Source organism: Streptomyces formicae, assembly GCF_002556545.1.
Lineage (GTDB): Bacteria > Actinomycetota > Actinomycetes > Streptomycetales > Streptomycetaceae > Streptomyces > Streptomyces formicae_A.
Genome location: NZ_CP022685.1, coordinates 8,067,050 through 8,091,882 on the forward strand (window position 1 = coordinate 8,067,050; position 24,833 = coordinate 8,091,882).

Sequence of the window (24,833 nt, forward strand, 5' to 3'; positions counted from 1 at the left end):
GTCTTGCTCCATAGCGGCTCCATAGCCGCTCCATAGCCGCGCCATCGCGACCCCATGATTCCATCGCTCCATTGCTCCGATGATCCTCAGTTCCGTCGTTCGCCTGTTCGTCAGTTCGTCTGTTCTTTGAGCCATGGCAGGAGGCAGCCGTGTCCACAACCGCGCTCTCTACTTCTTCCGTCGGGACGCCACTGGTCGGGGTCTGGCTCATCGGTGCGCGCGGCTCGGTCGCGACCACGACCGTCGCGGGCTGCGCGGCACTGGCGGCCGGACTGCACGCGCCGACCGGCATGGTCACCGAGACGCCTCCCTTCACGGACTGCGGACTGCCAACGTTGTCCTCGCTCGTCTTCGGCGGCCACGACACCACGAGCTGCCCCCTGCCCAAACGCGCCGAGGAACTGGCCGCGGGCGGCGTCCTGCCCTACGACCTCCCCTCCGCGGTCCGCGCCGAACTGACCGCCGCCGACGCCGAGATACGCCCCGGCGGCCCCCTGCCCGGCGACACCCGCACCGACGACGAGCTGATCGACTCCTTCGCCGCGGACCTGCGCGGCTTCGTACGCCGCCGGGGCCTGGCCCGCGCGGTCGTGGTGAACGTCGCCTCGACGGAACCCCTCCCCGCCGACGGCGACCCACGCCTGCCCGCCAGCTCCCTCTACGCCGCGGCCGCACTCCGGGCCGGTTGTCCCTACGTGAACTTCACCCCCTCGTCCGGTCTGCACCACCCCTCTCTCGCCGAGGCCACCCGCGCCTCCGCCCTGCCCCACGCGGGCCGTGACGGCAAGACGGGACAGACCCTGCTGCGCTCCGTGCTCGGCCCGATGTTCGCCCAGCGCGCGCTGGCCGTACGGGCCTGGTCCGGCACCAACCTCCTCGGCGGCGGCGACGGCGCCGCCCTCGCCGACCCGGCCGCCGCCGCCGCGAAGAACGCGGGCAAGGAACGCGTCCTCGCCGACACCCTCGGCACCACCCCCGAGGGCGCGGTCCACATCGACGACGTGCCCTCGCTCGGCGACTGGAAGACGGCCTGGGACCACATCGCCTTCGACGGCTTCCTCGGCACCCGCATGGTCCTGCAGACCACCTGGCAGGGCTGCGACTCGGCGCTCGCCGCCCCCCTGATCCTGGACCTGGCCCGCCTCACCTCCCGCGCCCACGAACGCGGCCTGCGCGGTCCTCTCCCCTCCCTCGCCTTCTACTTCAAGGACCCGGACGACGGCTCGCCCGCCGCCCTCGGCGAGCAGTACGGCCAACTGCTCGACCTCGCGCAGCGCCTGCGGGAGACCCGATGAGTACCCCGCGCGACTGGGCCGAACTCCTGCGCCTCCCGGCCCTGTTCACCGTCCCCGGCGACGCCCTCGCCGGTGCGGCGGCCACCGGCCTGCACCCCAACCACCGCACCCTCCTCGCCATCGCCTCCTCCCTGTGTCTGTACGAAGCGGGCATGGCCCTCAACGACTGGGCGGACCGGGCGGACGACGCCGTCGAACGCCCTGAACGCCCCCTGCCCTCGGGCCGCATCACCCCACCCGCCGCCCTCGCCGCGGCGACGGCCCTCACGGCGACGGGCCTGACCCTGGCCTCCAGCGCAGGCCGCCCCGCCCTGACCACGGCCGCCGCTCTTGCGGGCACGGTCTGGGCCTACGACCTGGGCCTCAAGCACACCCCCGCGGGTCCGGTGGCCATGGCGGCGGCACGAGGGCTCGATCTGGTGTTGGGGGCGGTGGCTACGAGCGGTGGCGCCGGCGCCACCGCCGGCGTGAGGCGTGGTGTGGGCGGCGGCGGTGTGCCGTCTGCCGCGCTGTCGTCCGCCGGGGTGCTTGCCGCCCACACCCTGGCCGTCACCGCGGTCTCCCGCCGCGAGGCCCAGGGCGGCTCCACGGCTGCGCCCCTCGCGGCCCTCGCGGCGACCACGGTGCTGGCCCATCGAGTGGGCCGATCCCCGACCCCCGGCTCGCCGAGCCTGCGCGCCACGTCGAACGCTCCGACCGGGCTGAGCGGTCCGAACCTGTCGAGCGGTCCGAACCTGTCGAGCGCCGTCTCCTCGGCAGCGGTCACCGCCGGAAGCGCCGAGCGAGGCACCGCTCAGCGTGCCCTGCGCGGCGCTCTCACCGCCGCGTACGTCGGCACCGTGGCCAAGCCCTTGTTCCACGCCGTCCTCAATCCCTCACCTCCTCTCACCCAACGAGCCGTCGGCGGCGGAATCCGCGCCATGATCCCGTTGCAGGCCGCCCTGGCCGCCCGCGCGGGCGCCGCGGGAACCGCCCTCGTGACCGCCGCACTCGCCCCCGCGGCCCGGAAGTTCGCACGGAAGGTGAGCGTGACATGAGCGAATCCGACTCCCGGCCGCCGGACGCCGCACCCGGCGGTGGCGCGATACCCGGCGATGGCGCCATACCCGTCGGTCGCGCATCCGGCGACAGCCCGCCGCCAGGCGGACTCCGCTTCGGCTACGGCACCAACGGACTCACCGACCTCCGCCTCGACGACGCCCTCGGTCTCCTCGCCGACCTCGGCTACGCGGGGGTCGGACTGACCCTCGACCACATGCACCTCGACCCCCTCGATCCCGATCTCGCCACCCGCACCCGGCACGTGGCCCGCAGGCTCGACCAGCTCGGTCTCACCGCCACCGTCGAGACCGGTGCCCGCTACGTCCTCGACCCGCGCCGCAAACACGGCCCCTCCCTTCTCGACCCCGATCCGGAACGGCGCGCCGACCGGGTCAGGCTGCTCATCCGGGCCGTCCGGGTCGCCGCAGACCTGGGCGCCCACGCCGTGCACTGCTTCAGCGGCATCACCCCCGAGGGCACGGACGACGACACCGCGTGGAAACGCCTCGCCGACGCCCTCGATCCGGTTCTGGACGCCGCGTCCGGCGCCGGTGTTCCGCTCGCGGTCGAGCCCGAGCCCGGCCATCTCCTCTCCTCACTCGCCGACTTCCACCACCTCCGTCACGCCCTCGGCGACCCCGAACTCCTCGGGCTCACTCTCGACATCGGCCACTGTCAGTGCCTCGAACCACTCCCTCCCGCCGACTGCGTCAAGGCCGCCGCGCCCTGGCTGCGGCACGTCCAGATCGAGGACATGCGCCGCGGCGTCCACGAACACCTGCCCTTCGGCGACGGCGAGATCGACTTCCCGCCCGTCCTCGAAGCGCTGGCAGCCACCGGATACCAGGGCCTGACCGTCGTCGAACTGCCCCGTCACTCCCACGCGGGACCCCAACTCGCCGCGCACTCGATCGAATTCCTGCGCCGCGTCGCCGAAGGAGGAACCCCGTGACCGACACCACCGGGATCGCCGCCCTCCGCACCCGCCTCGAATCCCATCTCGGCGGGGCCGCCCGCGCCTGGCTCGACCAGGCCACCGCCGAGGCGGGCGCCGCGGCCACCGCCTCCCGGGCGCCCGGGCAGGGACTTTCGGCGGAGGGCGACGTGCCCACGTGGGAGCTGAGGTTCGCCGAAGCCGGACGCCGCTGCGGCCCCGACCACGCCGACGCAGCCCGCGTCCTCCTCCTGCACACGGCCGCCGCCGACCCGGAGACCCTGACCCGCGTCTACGCCCAGGGCACCGCGGCCGAACGCCGTGCCGTCCTGCACTCCCTGCCCCATCTGGTGCCGGGCCCCGAAGCCCTGCCCCTGGTCGAGGATGCCCTGCGCGCCAATGACACCCGCCTGGTCGCCGCGGCCGTCGGCCCCTACGCCGCCGAGCACCTCTCCCCGCACGACTGGCGGCACGCCGTCCTCAAGTGCCTGTTCACCGGCGTCCCCGTGGAGGCCGTCACCGATCTCGCGCGCCGTGCCCACGGCGACGCCGAACTGGCCCGGATGCTCGGCGACTACGCGAACGAACGCACCGCAGCGGGCCGTCCCGTCCCCGGCGACCTGCACCGCGTCCTCGCCCTGACCGCCCCCACGGCCCCCTCGCCCGGCGAGGAGTAGGAGTGCCCATGCGCATCTTCGACCCCCATATCCACATGACCTCCCGCACCACCGACGACTATCAGGCGATGTACGCCTCGGGTGTCCGCGCGGTCGTGGAGCCCGCCTTCTGGCTCGGCCAGCCCCGCACCTCGCCCGCCTCCTTCTTCGACTACTTCGACTCCCTCCTCGGCTGGGAACCCTTCCGTGCCGCCCAGTACGGAATCGCCCACCACTGCACGATCGCGCTCAACCCCAAGGAGGCGAACGACCCCCGCTGCACCCCCGTCCTCGCCGCGCTGCCCCGCTATCTCGTCAAGGACAACGTCGTCGCCGTGGGCGAGATCGGCTACGACTCCATGACGCCCGCCGAGGACACCGCGCTCGCCGCCCAACTGCAACTGGCCGCCGACCACGAACTGCCCGCGCTCGTGCACACCCCGCACCGCGACAAGCTCGCGGGGCTGCGCCGCACGATCGACGTCGTCCGTGAGTCCGCTCTGCCGCTGGAACGCGTCCTGATCGACCACCTCAACGAGACCACGGTCAAGGAGGCCAAGGACAGCGGCTGCTGGCTCGGCTTCTCCGTCTATCCCGACACCAAGATGGACGAAGAACGGATGATCGCGATCCTGCGGGACGTCGGCCCGGAGAAGGTCCTGGTCAACTCGGCCGCCGACTGGGGAAAGAGCGACCCCCTCAAGACCCGCAAGGTCGCCGACGCGATGCTGGCCGCCGGGTACGACGAGGACGACGTCGATCTCGTGCTCTGGCGCAACCCGGTCGCCTTCTACGGGCTCAGCGGCCGCCTCGTCCTGGACGTCGCCGGTACGGAGGCCACCCACGAGGGCAACTCCATCCTGCGCGGCGGGGCGTGAGCCATGCGCTTCCGGCACCCCGACGGCTCCACCGTCCACCTCGCGTACTGCACCAACGTGCACCCCGCGGAGACCCTCGACGGCGTCGTCGCCCAACTCCGCGACCACTGCGAGCCGGTGCGCAGACGCCTCGGCAGGGACCGGCTCGGCATCGGCCTGTGGCTCGCCAAGGACGCCGCGCGCGCCCTGACCACCGACCCCGCGGCGCTGCGCGGACTGCGCACCGAGCTCGACCGGCGCGGCCTCGAAGTCGTCACGCTCAACGGCTTTCCCTATGAGGGCTTCGGCGCCGAAGAGGTCAAGTACCGCGTGTACAAGCCGGACTGGACCGACCCGGAGCGCCTGGCCCACACCACCGACCTGGCGCGGCTCCTCGCGACCCTGCTCCCCGACGACGTCACCGAGGGGACCATCTCCACGCTCCCCATCGCGTGGCGCACCCCCTTCGACAGCGCCCGGGCCGAAGCCGCCCGGGCCGCTCTCACCGCACTCGCCCAACGCCTGGACGCACTCGCCGAGTTGACCGGACGCTCCATCCGCATCGGCCTCGAACCGGAGCCCGGCTGCACCGTCGAGACGACCGCCGACGCGATCGCCCCCCTCACCGCGGTCGGCCACGACCGCATCGGCATCTGTGTGGACACCTGTCACCTCGCCACCTCCTTCGAGGACCCGAGGACCGCCCTCGACGCCCTGACCGCCGCGGGCATCCCCGTCGTCAAATCGCAGCTCTCCGCCGCCCTGCACGCCGAACACCCCCATCTCCCCGCCGTGCGCGAGGCCCTCGCCGCCTTCGACGAACCCCGCTTCCTGCACCAGACCCGCACCGTCAACGGCACCGGGCTGCGCGGCACCGACGACCTCGGCGAAGCCCTCACCGACCAGGCCCTGCCCGACACCGGCCCGTGGCGCGCGCACTTCCACGTCCCCCTGCACGCGGCCCCCGCCGAGCCGCTCACCTCCACTCTCCCCGTGCTCCAGGACACCCTGACCCGCCTCGTCGGTGGCCCGCGTCCACTCACCCGTCATCTCGAGGTCGAGACCTATACCTGGCAGGCGCTGCCGCCCGCACTGCGCCCGCGTGGCCGCCCGCAGCTCGCCGAGGGCATCGCCGCGGAACTGACCCTCGCCCGTGACCTCCTCACGGACCTCGGCCTGAAGGAACTGCCATGACCCCAACCCCCTTGCTGGTCCTGGACGTCGTCGGCCTCACCCCGCGCCTCCTCGACCACATGCCGCGCCTCAAGGCCCTCGGCCGGTCCGGCGCCAGAGCCCGGCTCGACACCGTCCTGCCCGCCGTCACCTGCGCGGCCCAGTCCACGTTCCTCACCGGCACCACCCCCGCCGAACACGGCATCGTCGGCAACGGCTGGTACTTCCGCGAACTCGGCGACGTCCTCCTGTGGCGTCAGCACAACGGCCTGGTCGCGGGCGACAAGCTGTGGGACGCCGCCCGCCGCGCGCACCCCGGTTACACCGTCGCCAACATCTGCTGGTGGTACGCGATGGGCGCCGACACCGACTTCACCGTCACGCCCCGCCCCGTCTACTACGCCGACGGCCGCAAGGAACCCGACTGCTACACCCGGCCCCCGGCCCTGCACGACGAACTCACCGACAAGCTCGGTACCTTCCCTCTCTTCCATTTCTGGGGACCCGGCGCCGACCTCGTGTCCAGCCGCTGGATCATCGACGCCACCCGCCACATCCTCGCCACGCGCCACCCCGACCTGGCCCTGAGCTACCTCCCCCACCTCGACTACGACCTGCAGCGCTTCGGCCCCGACGACCCGCGCTCCCATCAAGCGGCGGCCGACCTGGACGCGGCCCTCGCCCCGCTGCTCGACGACGCCGAGGCCGAGGGCCGCACGGTCGTCGCGCTGTCCGAGTACGGCATCACGCGGGTGAACAGGCCCGTCGACATCAACCGCGCACTGCGCCGCGCGGGCCTGCTCGAGGTCCACACCCAGGACGGCATGGAGTACCTCGATCCGATGGCGTCCCGCGCCTTCGCCGTCGCCGACCACCAGATCGCCCACGTCTACGTGCGGCGACCGGAGGACCTCGACGCCACCCGCGCCGCCCTCGAAGGTCTCCCCGGCATCGAGCAACTCCTCGACGACGAAGGCAAGAAGGCACACCACCTGGACCATCCGCGCTCCGGTGAACTCGTCGCCGTCGCGGATCCGGATGCCTGGTTCACGTACTACTACTGGCTCGACGACGCCCGCGCGCCCGACTTCGCGCAGCTCGTCGAGATCCACCGCAAACCCGGCTACGACCCCGTCGAGCTCTTCATGGACCCCGAGGACCCCTACGTCCGCGTGAAGGCCGCGAGCGCGCTGGCCCGCAAGAAGCTCGGCATGCGCTACCGCATGGCGGTCGTGCCGCTGGACCCGTCACCTATTCGCGGCAGCCATGGCCGCCTCCCCACGAGCGAGGACAACAGTCCGCTCATTCTGTGCTCCACCCCCCGCGCCGTTGGCGGCCGTGTCGCGGCCACCGAAGTGAAATCGCTGTTGCTCCAGCTCGCGGGCCTGCACTGAGCTCGAAGGCCCGCGCCGCTGAATCTGCTTGATCTCCACTGAACCAGACGGCTCGGACCTTGCCATCAGGGTCCGACCCCGAGTGATCCCTGATCCCTCCTTCGAACCCATCCCTGATGTGACCCCGGGAGACCGCATGAGCCGCAATCCCCTGTCCGCCGACCCCGAAATCGCCCAGAGACTGAGCCGACGCGGCATGCTCGGCGTGGCCGCGGGAGCCACCGCCGCCGCCCTGATCGGCGCGACCGCCACACCGGCCGCCGCCGCGGACACCGCGGCGGACGCGGCGGCGGGCAAGGGCCGCGGCCGCCCCGTCCTGCCGCCCGGCCGCCTCGGCATCCAGCTCTACAGCCTCCGCGACAAGGTCTCCACCGCCGGATTCGCCCCGGTCTTCGCCGAGTTGGAGAAGTACGGATACGACGAGATCGAGTTCGCCGGATACACCCAGGGCTCCGCGGGGGCCATCACCCTCGCCCAGCTCAAGCGGCTGGCCCGCGACCACGGACTGCACCCCATCGGCTCGCACGTCGGTTACTACGACGACAACAACCCCAACGCGTACACCTTCGCGCAGAACCTGACCAAGGTCCTCGACGACGCCGAGGCGCTCGGCCTCAAGCACATCGGCACCGCGTCGGGGCCCTTCCGCTACGGCTCGACCGTCGACGGATGGAAGCGCGCGGCCGAGGACTTCAACACCTATGGCGAAGCGGCACGCAAGCGGGGCATGAAGTTCTACCAGCACAACCACGCCGAGGAGTTCTCCTTCGCCACCGACAAGCCGAACGTCCGCCTCTACGACGTGCTGCTCGCCGAGACCGACCCCGACGCCGTGTACCTGGAGATGGACATCTACTGGGCCTTCTGCGCCCAGTTCCGCTTCGGCAAGCGACCCGACGGCACCCCGGCCCCCTTCGAACCGCTCGACTACGTGCTCAAGCAGCCGCACCGCTATCCGCTGTTCCACGTCAAGGACGGCGTCCGTGACGAGACCACCCGCGACGGCTACCGCATGTCGGACGTCGGGGACGGCGACATCGACTACAAGAAGTTCCTGTCGAAGGTGACCGCCCGCACTCCTCACGGCCGCCGCTACCACCACTGGCAGACCGAACACGACAACCCGGCCGAGTCCTACGCCTTCGCCCGCAAGTCGAGCGCGCACCTGCACGCGCTGCGCACCGGGCGCTGCGGCGACTGACCGCACACGGATGGGGCCCTTCCGCCACGCGGTGGAAGGGCCCCATCCGGTACCGGGGAGCGCGGCCGCTAGGCCAGCGCGCCACGCGCGCGTGGCGCTCCCGGTTGCCGCAGCAGCAAGGAGAGGCCCGCCGCGACCAGTGACACCACGCCGGCCGTCGTATAGGCGCCGACGTACCCCCAGGAGTCCACGACCATGGCGCCCAAGCCGCCGCCGAACAGGCCGGAGACCAGCTTCGCGCTGTAGACCATGCCGTAGTTGGAGGCGTTGTTGTTCTCTCCGAAGTAGTCCGGTACGAGTGCCGCGAACAGCGGATAGAACGCGCCCCCGGAGAAGCCGGAGAGGAAGGCGAAGAACAGGAACAGCGGCTGGTTGCCCATCTCGCCCGCCCACAGCACGCCGAACTGCGCCACCGCGAGCACCAGACACACGTACGTGAGGGTGCGCTGCCTGCCGAGCCGGTCGGAGAGCCAGCCGACCACGCCGCGCCCCGTGCCGTTGATCACCGACATCACGCCCATCGACGACGCCGCGATGAGCGGGCCGAAGCCCATCTCCTTCGCGAACGGCACCTGGAAGGAGATCCCGAAGATCGAGACGCCCGCGCAGCACAGCATGCACACCCACATGAGGGGGACCACTCCGGTGCGCAGGGCCTCTCCTGGAGTGAACTGCCGTGCGGCGGGCGGGTTCTTGGCCAGTGCCACGGCTGTGCGCGCGTCACCGTCGAGCCGTAGCGGGTCGACTTCGGCGGGCCACCAGTTCTTCGGCGGGTCCTTGAAGAAGAGGCCCGCCACCAGGGTCACGGCGAGCACGTAGAGGCCGACGAGGTCGAGCACGGTCCGGTAGTTGGACGTGTCGAAGCCGTACGAGAACAGGAAGATGAAGGGCACCGCCCCGTAGGCGAAGGCGCCGTTGACGAAGCCCGTCTTGCCGCCGCGCCGCTCCGGATACCACTTGCCGACCATGTTCACGCAGGTCGAATAGATCAGCCCCGATCCGACGCCGCCCAGCAGGCCGAAGCCCGCCATGGCCGTCGCCACGTTCGGCGCGTGACTGAGGCTGACGAAGCCGAGCAGCGAGAGGACCGAGCCCGTCAGCATCGCCGCTCTGCTGGTCAGGATGCCCTTCTCGCGCAGCTTGCCCGCGGGGAAGGAGACCGCGGCCTGGAAGAAGATCCAGACGCTGAGCACCCAGAAGGTGTTCGACGACGTCCAGTGGTGGGCCGCGGAGAGGGTGTTCTCGGCCGCTCCGAAGGCGTACTCGAAGACGCTGATGGCGAGCATGGCCGCCCAGGGCAGCGCCACCATGGTCCAGCGCGGGCGGCCGAGGATCTCCCGGTCGCTCTCGCCGATGCGGTAGACGCGACCGCGCGCGTCCGTGACTTCTCTGTACGTCGCGTCGGGGTCTGCCGACGCGTGTCGTGCGGCGATGGGCTCCGCCGTCATGTCAAGCCATCTCCTCACCGATCGGGTGCGGGTTGGGTGCGATGTGCCGGGCCCGGGGCCTGCCCGGCGATTTCAGGAAGAGTGCGAGTACGGCCGAGGCGAGGCCGATGGAGCCGGCGATCACGAACGCGCCTTCGTAGTCCCAGGCGTTGACCACCACGGCACCCATGCCGGAGCCGACAAGGCCCGAGATCAACTTCGAGCTGTAGACCATTCCGTAGTTGGTGGCGTTGTTGTTCTCACCGAAGTAGTCGGCCGTCATGGCCGCGAACAGAGGGAAGATCGCCCCGCCGCCGAAGCCGGAGACCATGGAGCAGAAGAGGAAGAACGGCATGCTCCCCATGGACCCGGAGATCAGCACGCCGAACTGGGCGCAGCCCAGGACGACGCAGACGATGACGAGGGTGTTGCGGCGGCCGTAGCGATCGGAGATCCAGCCGATCACACCGCGCCCCGTGCCGTTGACGATCGCCTTCAAGGACATCGCCGTGGCCACGATTCCGCCCGCGAACCCCATGTCCTTGCCGAACGGCACCTGGAAGGCGATCCCGAAGATGTTGATCCCCGCCGTGCAGAGCAGACAGAACCACATCATCCAGAGCACAGGGGTGTGGGCGGCCTCCTTGGGAGTGTACTGCTTGACGGCGGGTGGGTTCTTCTCGAGGGCCCGCCGGATGCGAGGGTCCTCCGACACCTTCAAGGGGTCGACGTGCGCGGGCCACCACCCCTTGGGCGGGTCCTTGAAGAACCATCCCGCGACGGCCACGACCAGCGCGCACAGGACGCCCACGGACACCAGCACGCCCTGGTAGTTGCTCAGGTCCATGTACGAGGTGAAGAGGAAGACGAAGGGCACGGAGCCATAGGCGAAGCCGCCGTTGACCATGCCGGTCTTGCCGCCCTTGCGCTCGGGGTACCACTTGCCGACCATGTTCACGCAGGTCGCGTAGACCAGACCGGCGCCGATGCCGCTGAACATGCCGAATCCGACGTAGGCGAAGGTCACCTGCGGCGCATAGGCGAGCGAGACGTAGCCGAGGACCGTGCCGAGCGCTCCGAGGAGCATCGCGTACCGTGCGGGCAGCCGCCCGCTCTCCCGCAGCTGTCCCGCGGGGAAGGCCACGGCGGCCTGGAAGAAGACCCACACGCCCATCAGCCAGAAGATGTGCCCGCTGCTCCACAGATGCGCGTCGTGCAGGGTGTCCTCGGCGGAGGTGAACGCGTACTCCGACGAGCTGATGCCCATCATGCCCATCCATGGGAAGAGCACCATGGTCCATCGTGGTCGTCCCATGATGTCCCGGTCGCTCTCGCCGATCCGGTACAGGCGGCCGTTGCGGTCCGTCACCTCCCTGTAGGGGAGGGGCGTCGTGAGGTCGGTGGTTGTCATGTCTGTCGTACCCCTTGCGTCGAATGAGCCGGCCAGCGCCCCCTGTCCGTTCCTTCGTGCGCGCATGGGACCCGGGCCGGCCGACGCGCACCGTCGGCCGACCTCGCACCGGTCACCTCATCGATCGCCCCCCGACAACCCCGCGGCCCTGGCCCACCGGTACTTCGCGCCGAGCGCGGCGACCGGCTTCTCCGTCGTGTACGGGTACGCCACGACGCCCCGCTCGAAGAGGTACTGGCAGGCCTCCTCCACCTCGACGTCGCCCGCCAGGGACGCCACCACGGGCTTTTCGATGCCGCGCTCGCGGAACTCCGCGATCACGCGGGCCGTGAGCTCGGCGAAGACCATGGGAGGGGTGACGATCGTGTGCCAGTAGCCGAGGACCAGCGCGTGGATGCGCGGATCCTCCAGGCCGAGCCTGATCGTCGCCTCGTACGTCGAGGGGGGCTCGCCCCCGGTGATGTCCACGGGGTTGCCCGCGGCCCCGAACGGGGGGATGAACGCCTTGAAGGCCGCGTCCAGGTCCTCCGGGATGTCCATCAGCCGCAGACCGTTGTCGGTCACCGCGTCGGAGAGCAGCACGCCCGAGCCGCCCGCGCCCGTGATGATGACGACGTTGTCGCCCCGGGGAGTGGGCAGGACCGGCAACGCGCGCGCGTACTCGAGCATCTCGTTGAGTCCGGGCGCCCGGATCACGCCCGCCTGCCTCAGGATGTCGTCGTACACGGCGTCGTCGCCCGCGAGGGCCCCCGTGTGCGACCCCGCGGCCTTCGCGCCCGCCGCCGTGCGCCCTGCCTTGAGGACCACGACCGGCTTCTTCGGAACGGTCGCCCGGGCGGCCTCCACGAAGGCGCGGCCGTCCTTGAGGTCCTCCAGGTGCATCGCGATGCACTGGGTGTTGGGGTCCTCGCCGAACCAGGTGAGCAGGTCGTCCTCGTCCAGGTCCGACTTGTTGCCGAGCCCGACGATCGCGGAAACACCCGTCTTCGTAGCGCGCGCGAAACCGAGGATGGCCATCCCGATGCCGCCCGACTGGCTGGTCAGGGCGACCCCGCCCTTCACGTCGTAGGGCGTGCAGAACGTGGCGCACAGGTCGTGCCACGTCGAGTAGTAGCCGTAGATGTTCGGGCCGAGCAGCCGCACCCCGTGCCGCTCGCCGATCGCCACGATCTCGTCCTGGAGGGCGTGTTCACCCGTCTCCGCGAAACCCGAGGGGATCAGCACCGCGTTAGGGATGCCCTTGCGGCCCACTTCTTCCAGGGCCGAGGCCACGAACTTGGCGGGGATCGCGAAGACCGCCACATCCACCTCACCGGGAACGTCCGTGACACTCTTGTACGCCTTGCGGCCCAAGATGTCATCGGCCCTGGGGTTCACCGGATGGATCTCTCCGGAGAAGCCGCCGTCGATGAGGTTGCGCATCACCGAATTGCCGATCTTGCCCTGTTCGTTGGAGGCGCCGATGACGGCGACGGAGCGCGGCTGCATCAGGCGGCGCATGGAGGCGAGCATCTGCTCGCGCGTGTAGGTGCGCCGGGGTTTCGGGGCCCCTTCGGAGAGGATGATCCGGATGTCCGCCGCGATCGCGCTCTCCGGAGTGGCGATCACCGGGTTGAGGTCCACCTCGGCGATCTCGGGGAAGTCGGTGACCAGTTGGGAGACCCGGCGGATCTGTTCGGCGATCGCCCAGCGGTCCACCGGTCGCGCGCCGCGCACCCCTCGCAGGACCTCCGCGGCGCGGATCGAGTCGAGCATCGAGAGGGCCTCGTCGGCGTCGAGGGGCGCGAGGCGGAACGTGACGTCCTTGAGGACCTCCACCAGGACACCGCCGAGTCCGAAGGCGACGACCTTCCCGAAGGTGGGGTCCGTCACCGCCCCGACGATGACTTCCTGAGCCGATGGGCCGCTCGGCAGGAGCTCCTGCACCTGTACGCCCTCGAGACTGGCCTGTGGGGCGTACGCGCGGGCGTTCTCGACGATCCGGCAGAAGGCCGCCCGCACGTCGGCGGCGCCCTCCACACCGACCACCACGCCGCCCGCGTCGGTCTTGTGCAGGATGTCCGGGGAGACGATCTTCATGACGACCGGCCCGCCGAAGCGGGCGGCGTGTGCCACGGCCTCCTCGACGTCGGTCGCCAGCTCCTCGCCGGGTACGGCGATTCCGTAGGCGTCCGCGATCACCTTGCCCTCGGGCGCCGTCAGGGACGTGCGTCCCTCGGCGCGCACCGAGTCGAGGAGCGTGCGCACCCGTAGTACGCGGTCTTCGGCCATCACTCAGATCACTCCGTTCGACTTGAGCAGGCGCAGTTCCTCGTGGCCGAGGCCGAGCTCCCCGATGAACACCTCCGCGTTGTGCTCGCCGAGCAGCGGCGAACTGACCACGTCCACGGGGGAGTCGGAGAGCTTCAGCGGGGAGCCGACGGTGGTGAACGTGCCGCGTTCGGCGTGGGGGACCTCGACGACCATCTCGTTGGCGACCAGCGAGGCGTCCTCGATGATCTCCCTGGTGGAGAGGATCGGACCGCAGGGGATGTTGTGGGCGTTGAGCCGCTCCAGGACGTCCCACTTGGGCAGCGTCGAGGACCACTCCTCGATCAGCTGGAACATCTTGCCGAGCTTGGGCAGGCGTGCCTCCGGAGTCGCCCAGTCGGGGTCGTCCGACAGCTCCGGACGCCCGATCAGCTCGGTGATCGGCTGCCAGCCCACCGGCTGCACGATGACGTACACGTAGTCGTTGGGGCCGCCCGGAGCGCACTTGACGGCCCATCCGGGCTGCCCGCCGCCGGAGGCGTTGCCGGAGCGCGGGACCTCGTCGCCGAAGTCCTCGTTCGGATACTCCGCGAGCGGTCCGTGCGCGAGCCGCTGCTGGTCGCGCAGCTTGACCCGGCACAGGTTGAGGACGGCGTGCTGCATGGCCACGTTCACGCGCTGCCCACGCCCGGTGTGCTCGCGCTGGAAGAGGGCGGCGAGGATGCCGGCGACCGCGTGGATGCCCGTTCCGGAGTCACCGATCTGGGCGCCGGTGGCCAGCGGCGGACCGTCCTCGAAGCCCGTCGTCGACATGGAGCCGCCCATCGCCTGGGCGACCACTTCGTAGGCCTTGAACTTCGTGTAGGGGCCCTCTCCGAAGCCCTTGATCGAGGCGTAGACGATGCGCGGGTTGATCTCCTGGATGCGGTCCCAGGTGAAGCCCATCCGGTCCACGGCACCCGGGCCGAAGTTCTCGACCATCACGTCGGAGCGCCGGATCAGCTCGGTGAGGAGATCCTTGCCGCGTTCGGTCTTGGTGTTGAGGGTGATGCTCCGCTTGTTGCAGTTGAGCATCGTGAAGTACAGCGAGTCGACGTCGGGGAGGTCGCGCAGCTGTTTGCGCGTGATGTCACCGGACGGTGCCTCCAGCTTCACCACGTCCGCGCCGAGCCAGGCGAGCAGCTGGGTGGCCGAGGGGCCGGACTGGACGTGCGTCATGTCGAGGACGCGAATGCCTTCAAGAGCCTTGGTCATGGCCGTCAGGGCTCCTCACTTGTACATGGTCTGGTTCATGGTTCCGGGGGCGTACGCGTCCGGGTCGACCCAGACGTTGATCAGCGAGGGCTTGCCGGACTCGCGCGCGCGGCGCAGCGCGGGGCCGATGTCGGCGGGGTCGCGGACCTCTTCGCCGTGGCCGCCCAGCATCTGGGCGAATTTGTCGTAGTGGACGTCGCCGAGGGTGTTGCCGACGCGCTCGCGCTGCTCGCCGTACTTGGCCTTCTGGCCGTAACGGATCTGGTTCATGGAGGAGTTGTTGCCGACGATCCCGACGAAGGGCAGGTTGTAGCGCACCAGGGTCTCGAAGTCCCAGCCGGTGAGGCTGAAGGCGCCGTCTCCGAAGAGGGCCACCACTTCCTTGTCGGGCCGTGCCTGCTTCGCGGCGAGCACGAAGGGGATGCCGACGCCGAGCGTGCCGAGCGGTCCCGGGTCCATCCAGTGCCCCGGCGACTTGGGCTGGACGACCTGTCCGGAGAAGGTGACGATGTCGCCGCCGTCGCCGATGTAGATCGAGTCTTCGGTAAGGAAGTCGTTGATTTCGCTCACCAGGCGGTACGGGTGGATGGGCGAGGCGTCGGAGCGCAGGCTCGGGAGCCGCTTCTCGATGGCGATCTGTTCGGCGGCGCGCAGCTCGTCGAGCCACTCCTTGCGCCGGGACGCCCCTCCGTTGAGGCGCCCCGAGGCGGCCTCGGTCACCGACTTCAGGATGAGCCCGGCGTCTCCGACGATGCCGAGGTCGATGTCCCTGTTCTTGCCCACGGTGCGGTAGTCGAGGTCGATCTGGACGACGGTGGCGTCCGGAGAGAGCCGCTTTCCGTATCCCATGCGGAAGTCGAAGGGGGTGCCGACGATGACGATCAGGTCGGCATTGGAGAAGGCGTAGCGCCGCGAGAGCTGGAAGTGGTGCGGGTCCCCGGGCGGCAGCGTGCCGCGCCCCGCACCGTTCATGTACGCGGGCACGTTGAGGGTGCGGACGAGGTCGACGGCGGATGCGGTGCCGCGAGTCGTCCACACCTGGCTGCCGAGCAGGATCGCGGGCTTCTCCGCGTGGACGAGGAGGTCGGCGAGCTTCTCCACGGCCTCGGGGTCGCCCGCCGAGCGGGTCGACGCGCGGTACTGCCCGGCCTGGGGGACACGGGCCTTGTCGACGGGCACCTTGGCGTCCAGGACGTCGCGGGGTATCTCCAGGAAGGACGGCCCAGGAGCGCCGTGGTAGCACTCGCGGAAGGCCATCGACACCATGTCCGCCGCGCGTGCCGTGTCCGGCACGGTCGCCGCGAACTTGGTGATCGGCGTCATCATGTCGACGTGCGGCAGGTCCTGGAGGGAGCCCATCTTGTGCTGGGTGTGGGCCCCTTGACCGCCGATCAGGAGCATGGGGGACTCGGCGCGGAAGGCGTTGGCGACACCGGTGACGGCGTCGGTCGTGCCGGGGCCCGCCGTCACCACCGCACAGCCCGGCTTGCCCGTGATGCGCGCGTAGCCGTCGGCCGCGTGGGCGGCGACCTGTTCGTGGCGTACGTCGACGACGTCGATGCCCTCGTCGACGCAGCCGTCGTAGATGTCGATGATGTGGCCGCCGCAGAGGGTGTAGATGACCTCCACGCCCTCCGCTTTGAGTGCTTTGGCGACCAGGTGTCCACCGGAGATGTGGTCCTGGCTGTTGTCGTCGGGCATGTCGAAGTCCTGTCCCTTCGTAGGGGAGTTGGAGTGCGCTCGCACGCTGGTGGAGTGCTCTCGCGGCAGATTGCATACAGTCGACGAATACTGTATGAAGCTTGTTATCCCGCATCCGGTGAGTGGTGTCCAGGGGGCGTGCGGCACTTTCAGTCAGGAGCCGAAATGGACCTGTTCGAGCACCAGGCAAGGCAACTCTTCGAAGAACACGGCATCGTGGTGCCATGCGCCGAGGTCGTCGACACGGCCGAGGGAGCCCGCACCGCCGCGACCCGCCTCGGCGGTCGCGTCGTCGTGAAGGCCCAGGTCAAGACCGGCGGGCGCGGAAAAGCAGGCGGCGTGAAGCTCGCCGCGGACCCCGCGGCCGCCCACATCACGGCACGGCAGATCCTCGGCATGGACATCAAGGGCCACACCGTGCGCTCGGTGATGGTGGCCCGACCCGTCGACATCGAAGCCGAGTTCTACGTCTCCTACGTGCTGGACCGCGCGGCGGGGCGCTTCCTCGCGATCGCCTCGGCCGAGGGCGGCATGGAGATCGAGGACGTGGCGGCCCGGCGCCCCGAGGCCGTGGCGCGCCTGGCGGTCGACCCGGTGGAAGGAGTCACGCGGGCGAAGGCCGCCGAGATCGCGGCCGCCGCAGGGCTCCCTGCCGACACAGCGGACACTCTGGTCAAACTCTGGCGCGTTCTGGTCCGTGAAGACGCCCTCCTGGTGGAGGTCAATCCGCTCGTAAGGACCCCTCACGGGGAGATCGTCGCCCTCGACGGCAAGATCACCCTCGATGACAACGCGCGCTTCCGGCAGGAACGTTGGGGAGCGCAGCGCGAGACGTACGACGAGGAACTGGAAGCCTCGGCGGCCGCCAAGGGGCTCACCTACGTGAAGCTCGACGGCGACGTCGGCATCATCGGCAACGGCGCAGGGCTCGTCATGTCGACCCTCGACGTCGTCGCGGGCTGCGGCGCCCGCCCCGCCAACTTCCTCGACATAGGAGGGGGCGCCTCGGCGCAGGTCATGGCCGACGGCCTCGCGGTCATCCTCTCCGACCCCTCGGTCGCCTCCGTCCTCGTGAACGTCTTCGGCGGCATCACCGCCTGCGACGCCGTCGCCGACGGCATCGTCCAGGCGCTGGAATCGGTACGGCTGACCAAACCCCTCGTCGTCCGTCTCGACGGCAACAACGCGGCGCGCGGCCGCGCCATCCTCAATGCCCGCGCCCACCCCCTCGTCCAGCAGGCCACCACGATGGACGGCGCCGCACGGCGCGCCGCCGAACGCGCCCACTAGGGAAGGACCGTCATGGCGATCCACCTCACCAAGGAGAGCAAGGTCCTCGTCCAGGGCATGACCGGTGCCGAGGGCATGAAGCACACCCGCCGCATGCTCGCCGCGGGCACCGACGTGGTCGGCGGCGTCAACCCCCGCAAGGCGGGCCGCAGCGTCGACTTCGACGACCGCGCCGTGCCCGTCTTCGGCTCCGTGCGCGACGGCATCGACGCCACGGGGGCCGATGTCACGGTCGTCTTCGTGCCGCCGGCCTTCACCAAGGCGGCCGTCGTCGAGGCCGCCGAGGCGGGCATCGGGCTCGCCGTTGTCATCACCGAGGGCGTCCCCGTCCACGACTCCGTCGCCTTCCTCTCGTACGCGAAGGAGCGCGGCACCCGCGTCATCGGGCCCAACTGTCCCGGTCTGATCACGCCCGGCCAGTCCAACGCGGGCATCATCCCCGCCGACATCACCAAGGCGGGCCGCGTCGGCCTCGTCTCCAAGTCCGGGACGCTCACCTACCAACTCATGTACGAGCTGCGCGACATCGGCTTCTCCACCTGCGTCGGCATCGGCGGCGACCCCGTCATCGGCACCACGCACATCGACTGCCTCGCCGCCTTCGAAGACGACCCCGACACCGAACTGATCGTCCTCATCGGCGAGATCGGCGGCGACGCCGAGGAACGCGCCGCCGCGTACATCAAGGAATCCGTCACCAAGCCCGTCGTCGCCTACATCGCCGGGTTCACCGCGCCAGAAGGCAAGACGATGGGCCACGCGGGCGCGATCGTCTCCGGCTCCTCCGGCACCGCACAGGCCAAGAAGGCCGCCCTTGAGGCCGTCGGCGTACGCGTGGGCGACACCCCGACCGAGACGGCGCGGTTGGTGCTCGGCCTCCTGTGATTCCTTCCCGCCCCGACTGTGCACCGTGAGCGGAGACCACCAGATGACATCCCGCAGCACGTCCCGCGACGCACTCGTCCGCAAAGCAGGCACCGCCTGGACCGACGCCTGGCAGCGCTGTCTCGCGACGGCGCCCGAGGCGTTCCGCGACGACCGCGTCCTGAACCTCTGGAACGGCACCTGGCAGGCCGACGGCAGGCCCCTGCCCGCCACCAGCCCCGTCGACGGCAGCCCCATCGCGGGCCCGCCGCGGCTCGACGCCGACACGGCCCGGCACGCCGTACGCGCCGCACTCGACCAGCACCGCGCCTGGCGCCACATCGCCCTGCCGGAACGGCGCGCCCGCGTCGCGGCGACCCTCGACTCCCTCACCCGGCACCGGGAGTTGCTCGCGCTGCTCCTCGTCTGGGAGATCGGCAAGACGTGGCGCCTCGCTCAGGCCGACGTCGACCGGGCCATCGACGGCGTGCGGTGGTACGTCGACGGCATCGATTCCATGGTCGAGGGCAGGGCCCCGCTCGACGGGCCCGTCTCGAACATCGCGAGCTGGAACTATCCGATGAGCGTGCTCGTTCACACCATGCTGGTACAGGCATTGGCAGGGAACGCGGTCATCGCCAAGACCCCGACCGACGGCGGCGTCGCCTGCCTCACCCTCGCGTGCGCCCTCGCCGTTCGCGAAGGAGTGCCCCTCACCCTCGTCAGCGGCAGCGGCGGCGAGCTGTCCGAAGCACTCGTCCGCGCGCCCGAGATCGGCTGCGTCTCCTTCGTCGGCGGCCGTGACACGGGCGCGGCGGTGGCCACGGCCGTCGCCGACCTCGGCAAGCGACACATTCTCGAACAGGAAGGGCTCAACACCTGGGGCATCTGGAACTACAGCGACTGGGACGCGTTCGGCGCCGTCGTCCCCAAGCTCTTCGACTACGGCAAGCAGCGCTGCACCGCCTACCCGCGCTTCGTCGTGCAGCGCGCGCTGTTCGACGAGTTCCTCGGGGCGTACCTCCCGGCGGTCCGCACCGTACGGGTGGGGCATCCGCTCGCCGTGGCCCGGCCCGACGACGACTTCCCCGACCTCGACTTCGGGCCGCTCATCAACGCGGCCAAGGCCAAGGAACTCACCGACCAGGTCACCGAGGCCGTCGACCGGGGTGCCGTCCCGCTGCACCGCGGTGATACGACGCACGGCCGTTTCCTGCCGGGACAGGACACCGGCGCGTACGTCCACCCCGTCACCCTCCTCAACCCACCACCGTCCTCCCCGCTGCACCACGCGGAGCCGTTCGGGCCGGTCGACACGATCGTCCTGGTCGACACGGAGGCCGAGCTGCTCGCCGCCATGAACGCGTCGAACGGGGCGCTCGTCGCCACGCTCTCCACCGACGACCCGGCGACCTACGAACGCCTCGCGCCCCAGATCCGGGCGTTCAAGACGGGCAGGGGGAAGCCGCGCTCGCGCGGTGACCGCGATGAGCTCTTCGGCGGCTTCGGCGCGTCCTGGCGCGGTGCCTTCGTCGGCGGCGAGCTGCTGGTGCGCGCGGTCACACAGGGCTCGGCGGGGGAGCGGGCGCCGGGGAACTTCCCGGGCTACCACCTCATGGCGTGACGTACAGAGCTCAGCCGATGCCCTGACGGTCGGGCAGGAGCGCGAACGCGCGGTCCGCGGCTTCCGGGACCGAGCGCTCGACGGCCTGTGCGAGGAGCTCCCGATGGCGCAGCAGTGGCTCGCGTCGCTCGGCGGGGGCGAGCAGCAGCAGGTCGTCGAGGCCCGCCACCATGCGCCGCGTCACCTGCGGATTGCCGACCGCGCACCCTCTGATCTCGGCGAATCCGAGATCGACGAGGGCCGTCCAGTCCGGCACCGACTGGACGAGGCGCATCTCCCCGCGCCGGTCGCGGTGACCGAGCGCGCCCAGCGGGTGAGGGGCGATCGCCGCGAGGAACTGCACGATGCGGTCCAGGGCCTGTACGGCGGTGGTCGGATCGTTCACCGCGGGTGACAGGGCGCGCAGCGCGATGTCGGACAGCTGGCGCAGACCGAAGGCGAGGTCCTGGTGGAAGGTCCGCTCCACTCCGACGGAAACGGTGTAGCCGAGGGCGCGCCGCGAGGGTGCCGCGCCCCCGTGCACCGTGAAGACAGGGGTCCCCGGCACCACGAAGTCGCCGATCCGGGGGATCAGCCGCAGGACGACGCCCTGGCGCCGGGCGGCACGCACGGTCCGCGCGATGTTCACGTCGCGCAGCACGCCCGCCCTGCCGTGGTGGGTGATCCGCGCCGTCTCTGGACCGAGCTGTTCGGTGCCCACGGGCAGATCGGTCGGCTGTTTCGCCGCGACCCGGAACGACTCGCGGGCGATCCGGTCGATGACGAAGCCGATCCGCATCATCCGGACCGTCCCGTTCACGTAGGCCACGAACAGCAGCAGGCTCAGGAGCACCATGACCATCGCCACGATCGACTCGACCAGCGGCACGGTCGTCACGAGCCGTGGATCCTGCTCGCTGTCGAACGACGTCAGCGTCAGGAGGGAGAACAGGAACGTCGCCATGAAGACCGTCAGGGTGGCCTTGGTGATCCGCGACCGGACGTAGAGCCGCACCACACGGGGGCTGAACTGGCCACTGGCCATCTGTACGGCCACCAGCGAGATGCTGAAGACGACACCGATGAAGGTCATCATCGCGCTGCCGATGGTGCTGATCACCGTCTTCGCGTCGTCCGCGATGCCGATCAGGTCCTTGATCGTGTCGTAGTCCTCGTCGGCTCGCAGCGCGTCCACGAGCTGCGTGTCCAGCTCCGCCGCGAGCAGCCAAAGGATCATGATCCCCACGAGCCCCGCCGTCGGCGCGAACCACATGGTGTCCCGCAGATGCTCGCGCAGCGGGGACAGGACGCGGGGCCGCCGCACCTTCACGCCGTCCAGCGCCCCGGCCATACCGGTAATCAACCCGTCACTCATGGTGAGACTCTAGGCGGGGTGACGCGGGCCGCCGCGCATCCCACGGCCGAGGGCGGATACGCAGGTGAAAGGCACTCCGAAACCTTGGTATTGTTGTCCATGTCGCCGCGGGGAACACCCCAGGGCGGCAGACACCTAGTCCGGGTGGCGGAATGGCAGACGCGCTAGCTTGAGGTGCTAGTGCCCTTTATCGGGCGTGGGGGTTCAAGTCCCCCCTCGGACACCATGCAGTACACCAGCGAGTGCTGACCGATCTTCGGTCAGCACTCGCTGGCGTTTTGGCGGTCTTGGGGTGCGTGGATGTCCAAGTCGACTCGGCGTCGGAGCCCGAGAAGCCTGTCAGTGCCGAGTGCGCCAAGCGCATCGCGGACATCGAGATGCTTACCCGCTTACCCGCTTACCCGCTTACCCGCGTACTCAGGTGTCGCGTGGGGTTGCCTAGATACCCCTAGAGGGTATTAAGTCGATGTGGTGAACCGAGGCGTCTACGACAGGAGTAGCTCATGGCCTTCCCTGCGACTCCCCACGGTGAAGCCCCCGCGACAGGGGGCGTCACCGTGACCTACCTCGTCGAGGGCATGGTCTGCGGGCACTGTGCCGCTTCCGTGACCGAGGTGCTCGTCGGGCTTGAGGGGGTGCGTGACGTGAACGTCGATGTTCAGGGCAGTCGCGTGGCCGTCCGCTCCGAGCGTGAGCTCGAGGAGGGCGTGGTTCGGCAGGTTCTTGATGACATCGGATACGAGTTGGCGGGTCGTGTGTGAGGGGTTGGGATTGAGGGGGTGCGACTGAGGGGCGTCAGCCCTTGATGCTGCGCGTGATCTGGTCGATGCGGAGGAACCTGCCGTCGTCCGTCATCTCGCAGAACATGTGCACGTCGTTCTCCGTCTCCTTGCCCTGCTTGGTGACGGCGCGGATCACGAAGCGGGCCGCGAGGCGGTTGCCGTCCACGAGGGCCTCGAGGACTTCGTAACTGCCGCCCGCGACGCTCTTCTTCACCGGGCGGATGTGCTTGATGAGGCGGTCCCTGTCGATCACGATTCCGTCGCTCACCTGGAGGAAGCCGGGCGCGTAGTAGCGGTCGATGACCTCGCCCGCGTCCTCTTCGCTGAAGATCTCGTTCTGGAAGTCGTTGTAGAGCTTCTCGAGGAAGGCTCGCGGGTCGGCCGTGATCGTGGCGTCCATGATGCTCCTTGAGCGATCTAGGTACTCCCAGGGGGTATGTGTACGACGCGGTCAGTCAATCAGGCGCGGGGAGGCCCTGCAACCACACCGGACGCCGACGTCTCAGGCGGTGCCGTCCTGTGCCCACAGCGACCGCACATGTCCCAAGTGCCGCGCCATGCACCGCTCCGCGCCCGCCGCGTCGCCCGCCAGCATCAGGTCGAGGAGTTCGATGTGCTCCTCGGCGGACGGGGTCAGCTGGTCGCGTTCGTCCAGGGTCGTGAGGCCGTAGAGGCGGGAGCGCTTGCGGAGGTCGCCGACCGTTTCGACCAGGCGGTCGTTGCCCGAGAGGGCCAGGAGCGAGAGGTGGAAGCGCCGGTCGGCCTCCAGATAGCCGATGAGGTCGTGGTCGCGGGCGGCGCGGACGATCTCCTCGGCGATCGGGCGCAGCACCTCCAGGTCCTCGCGGGCGGCGGTGCGGGTGATCCGGCCGATCATGGGGATCTCGATCAGGCCGCGGATCTCGGTGAACTGGTCGAGGTCGCGTTCGTTGACCTCCGTGACCCGGAAGCCCTTGTTGCGGACGGGCTCGACCAGGCCCTCGCGGGCCAGGTCGAGCATCGCCTCGCGCACCGGCGTCGCCGAGATGCCGAAGTCCTCGGCGAGACCGGGCGCCGAGTAGATCTCGCCGGGGCGCAGCTCTCCGGAGATCAGGGCGGCGCGCAGGGCGTGGGCGACCTGGTCGCGCAGCCGCTCCCTGGTGGTGATGAGGTTCTTCTGCTTCAGGTGCCCCATGGTGTCCCCTCCGGTGTTCCCGCCGTGCTCGCCCACCGGCCCCGGGCTCGTCGCGGAGTCGTTGCGGATCACCAAAGTACAATGTGACGTTGTCAGTTGGGCCCCTCGGGCGGGAAGTGATATGCGCCGGTCAGAGGCGGAAGCCCGCCGGGAACGGGTCGTCCGGGTCCAGGAAGTACTGGGCGGTGCCGGTGATCCACGCCCTGCCGGTGATCTGCGGGACGACCGCGGGGAGTCCGGCCACCGTCGTCTCCTCGATCAGTCGGCCCGTGAACTCCGTCCCGATGAACGACTCGTTGACGAAGTCGCGGTTCAGGGGGAGTTCGCCGCGGGCGTGCAACTGCGCCATCCGGGCCGAGGTGCCCGTGCCGCACGGGGAGCGGTCGAACCAGCCCGGGTGGATGGCCATGGCGTGGCGCGAGCGGTGCGCGTCCGAGCCGGGGGCGGCCAGGTAGACGTGTTTCACGCCCGCTATCTCCGGTTGTTCGGGGTGGACGGGGCGGTCCGGTGAGTCGTTGATCGCCGCCATCACGGCGAGGCCCGCCGCGAGCAGGTCGTCCTTGCGCTCGCGGTCGAACGGCAGCCCCAGCGCGTCGAGGTGCACGAACGCGTAGAAGTTCCCGCCGAAGGCCAGGTCGTACGTCACCGTGCCGTGGCCCGGGACGTCGACCTTGCGGTCCAGGGCGACGCTGAAGGCCGGGACGTTGGTGAGGGTGACGGACCTCGCCGCGCCGTCCAGGACGTCCACGTCGACGGAGACCAGTCCCGCGGGCGTGTCCAGGCGGACCGTGGTGACCGGCTCGGTGACCTGGACCATGCCGGTCTCCACCAGGACGGTGGCCACGCCGATCGTGCCGTGGCCGCACATCGGGAGCAGCCCGGACACCTCGATGTAGAGGACGCCGTAGTCGGCGTCGGGGCGGGTCGGGGGCTGGAGGATCGCCCCGCTCATCGCGGAGTGGCCCCGGGGCTCGTACATCAGGAGGGTCCGCAGCGCGTCCATGTGCTCGATGAAGTGCAGCCTGCGTTCGGCCATCGTGGCGCCGGGGATCACCCCGACGCCCCCGGTGATCACCCGCGTGGGCATGCCCTCGGTGTGTGAGTCGACGGCGTGGAAGACGTGCCGGGTGCGCATGGAACTCCCTTCGGAA

The 24,833-nt window shown here is 70.1% G+C and carries 21 protein-coding genes and 1 tRNA gene; 13 read left to right on the forward strand and 9 right to left on the reverse strand.

Features of this window, described 5'->3' with window-relative positions; translation table 11 throughout:
• Window positions 1-149: 149 nt before the first annotated feature.
• The 8 genes from KY5_RS35120 to KY5_RS35155 all read left to right on the forward strand — a co-directional run bounded on the left by KY5_RS35120 (window position 150) and on the right by KY5_RS35155 (window position 8,551).
• Window positions 150-1,295, forward strand: a complete 1,146-nt coding sequence (locus tag KY5_RS35120) for an inositol-3-phosphate synthase (RefSeq protein WP_199843375.1) — start codon at window positions 150-152, stop codon at window positions 1,293-1,295.
• Window positions 1,292-2,332 carry an SCO3242 family prenyltransferase gene (locus KY5_RS35125; protein WP_098245981.1) on the forward strand — a complete coding sequence of 347 codons (1,041 nt, stop codon included), beginning with the start codon at window positions 1,292-1,294 and terminating at the stop codon, window positions 2,330-2,332. The genes KY5_RS35120 and KY5_RS35125 overlap by 4 nt, the downstream gene beginning before the upstream one ends.
• Window positions 2,329-3,288: a sugar phosphate isomerase/epimerase family protein gene (locus tag KY5_RS35130; RefSeq protein WP_098245982.1), complete on the forward strand. Its 960-nt coding sequence runs from the start codon at window positions 2,329-2,331 to the stop codon at window positions 3,286-3,288. The genes KY5_RS35125 and KY5_RS35130 overlap by 4 nt, the downstream gene beginning before the upstream one ends.
• Window positions 3,252-3,947 carry an EboA domain-containing protein gene (locus KY5_RS35135; RefSeq protein WP_098247688.1) on the forward strand — a complete coding sequence of 232 codons (696 nt, stop codon included), beginning with the start codon at window positions 3,252-3,254 and terminating at the stop codon, window positions 3,945-3,947. Before KY5_RS35130 ends, KY5_RS35135 begins: the two co-directional genes overlap by 37 nt.
• A gap of 8 nt (window positions 3,948-3,955) precedes the next feature.
• On the forward strand, window positions 3,956-4,804 hold the full coding sequence (locus KY5_RS35140; protein WP_098245983.1) for a TatD family hydrolase: 849 nt from the start codon (window positions 3,956-3,958) through the stop codon (window positions 4,802-4,804).
• 3 nt (window positions 4,805-4,807) lie between these two features.
• The gene (eboE, locus tag KY5_RS35145) at window positions 4,808-5,977 is read left to right on the forward strand and encodes a metabolite traffic protein EboE (protein ID WP_098245984.1); all 1,170 of its coding nucleotides are present in this window, start codon (window positions 4,808-4,810) and stop codon (window positions 5,975-5,977) included.
• On the forward strand, window positions 5,974-7,350 hold the full coding sequence (locus tag KY5_RS35150; RefSeq protein ID WP_098245985.1) for a nucleotide pyrophosphatase/phosphodiesterase family protein: 1,377 nt from the start codon (window positions 5,974-5,976) through the stop codon (window positions 7,348-7,350). Before eboE ends, KY5_RS35150 begins: the two co-directional genes overlap by 4 nt.
• Before the next feature lie 136 nt (window positions 7,351-7,486).
• On the forward strand, window positions 7,487-8,551 hold the full coding sequence (locus tag KY5_RS35155; RefSeq protein WP_098245986.1) for a sugar phosphate isomerase/epimerase family protein: 1,065 nt from the start codon (window positions 7,487-7,489) through the stop codon (window positions 8,549-8,551).
• Between the two features lie 68 nt (window positions 8,552-8,619).
• Here KY5_RS35155 and KY5_RS35160 read toward each other — a convergent pair whose 3' ends face one another.
• The 5 genes from KY5_RS35160 to KY5_RS35180 all read right to left on the reverse strand — a co-directional run bounded on the left by KY5_RS35160 (window position 8,620) and on the right by KY5_RS35180 (window position 16,594).
• Window positions 8,620-9,999 carry an OFA family MFS transporter gene (locus tag KY5_RS35160; RefSeq protein WP_098245987.1) on the reverse strand — a complete coding sequence of 460 codons (1,380 nt, stop codon included), beginning with the start codon at window positions 9,997-9,999 and terminating at the stop codon, window positions 8,620-8,622.
• A 1-nt stretch (window position 10,000) separates the two neighbouring features.
• Entirely contained in the window at window positions 10,001-11,389 is a 1,389-nt protein-coding gene (locus tag KY5_RS35165; RefSeq protein WP_098245988.1) for an OFA family MFS transporter, read from the reverse strand.
• A gap of 117 nt (window positions 11,390-11,506) precedes the next feature.
• Entirely contained in the window at window positions 11,507-13,660 is a 2,154-nt protein-coding gene (locus KY5_RS35170; RefSeq protein WP_098247689.1) for an acetate--CoA ligase family protein, read from the reverse strand.
• A 3-nt stretch (window positions 13,661-13,663) separates the two neighbouring features.
• Window positions 13,664-14,893: a formyl-CoA transferase gene (frc, locus tag KY5_RS35175; protein ID WP_098245989.1), complete on the reverse strand. Its 1,230-nt coding sequence runs from the start codon at window positions 14,891-14,893 to the stop codon at window positions 13,664-13,666.
• Window positions 14,894-14,908: 15 nt separating this feature from the next.
• Entirely contained in the window at window positions 14,909-16,594 is a 1,686-nt protein-coding gene (locus tag KY5_RS35180; protein ID WP_098245990.1) for a thiamine pyrophosphate-binding protein, read from the reverse strand.
• Window positions 16,595-16,759: 165 nt separating this feature from the next.
• Between KY5_RS35180 and sucC the strand changes: the two genes are divergently transcribed.
• From sucC to KY5_RS35195, 3 genes are read left to right on the forward strand one after another with little or no spacing between them, the layout of a single operon-like run.
• Entirely contained in the window at window positions 16,760-17,884 is a 1,125-nt protein-coding gene (gene sucC, locus KY5_RS35185; protein WP_098245991.1) for an ADP-forming succinate--CoA ligase subunit beta, read from the forward strand.
• A 12-nt stretch (window positions 17,885-17,896) separates the two neighbouring features.
• A complete protein-coding gene (gene sucD / locus KY5_RS35190) occupies window positions 17,897-18,769 on the forward strand; it encodes a succinate--CoA ligase subunit alpha (protein WP_098245992.1) in 873 nt (290 codons plus the stop codon).
• Between the two features lie 43 nt (window positions 18,770-18,812).
• Window positions 18,813-20,372, forward strand: a complete 1,560-nt coding sequence (locus KY5_RS35195) for an aldehyde dehydrogenase family protein (RefSeq protein ID WP_098245993.1) — start codon at window positions 18,813-18,815, stop codon at window positions 20,370-20,372.
• Between the two features lie 10 nt (window positions 20,373-20,382).
• Here KY5_RS35195 and KY5_RS35200 read toward each other — a convergent pair whose 3' ends face one another.
• Complete coding sequence (locus tag KY5_RS35200; protein WP_098245994.1) at window positions 20,383-21,726, reverse strand: DUF2254 domain-containing protein; 1,344 nt, start codon at window positions 21,724-21,726, stop codon at window positions 20,383-20,385.
• 138 nt (window positions 21,727-21,864) lie between these two features.
• On the opposite strand from KY5_RS35200, the gene KY5_RS35205 reads away from it, so the two are divergent.
• Window positions 21,865-21,952, forward strand: a tRNA-Leu gene (locus KY5_RS35205).
• 331 nt (window positions 21,953-22,283) lie between these two features.
• Window positions 22,284-22,487, forward strand: coding sequence for a heavy-metal-associated domain-containing protein (locus KY5_RS35210; RefSeq protein ID WP_234363017.1), 204 nt, complete (start codon window positions 22,284-22,286; stop codon window positions 22,485-22,487).
• Between the two features lie 34 nt (window positions 22,488-22,521).
• Here the strand turns inward: KY5_RS35210 and KY5_RS35215 are convergent, their stop codons facing one another.
• The 3 genes from KY5_RS35215 to KY5_RS35225 form a co-directional block, all read right to left on the reverse strand.
• The gene (locus tag KY5_RS35215) at window positions 22,522-22,908 is read right to left on the reverse strand and encodes a nuclear transport factor 2 family protein (protein ID WP_098245996.1); all 387 of its coding nucleotides are present in this window, start codon (window positions 22,906-22,908) and stop codon (window positions 22,522-22,524) included.
• A 102-nt stretch (window positions 22,909-23,010) separates the two neighbouring features.
• A complete protein-coding gene (locus KY5_RS35220; protein ID WP_098247690.1) occupies window positions 23,011-23,682 on the reverse strand; it encodes a GntR family transcriptional regulator in 672 nt (223 codons plus the stop codon).
• Window positions 23,683-23,812: 130 nt separating this feature from the next.
• The gene (locus KY5_RS35225; protein ID WP_098245997.1) at window positions 23,813-24,817 is read right to left on the reverse strand and encodes a proline racemase family protein; all 1,005 of its coding nucleotides are present in this window, start codon (window positions 24,815-24,817) and stop codon (window positions 23,813-23,815) included.
• Window positions 24,818-24,833 lie beyond the last annotated feature (16 nt).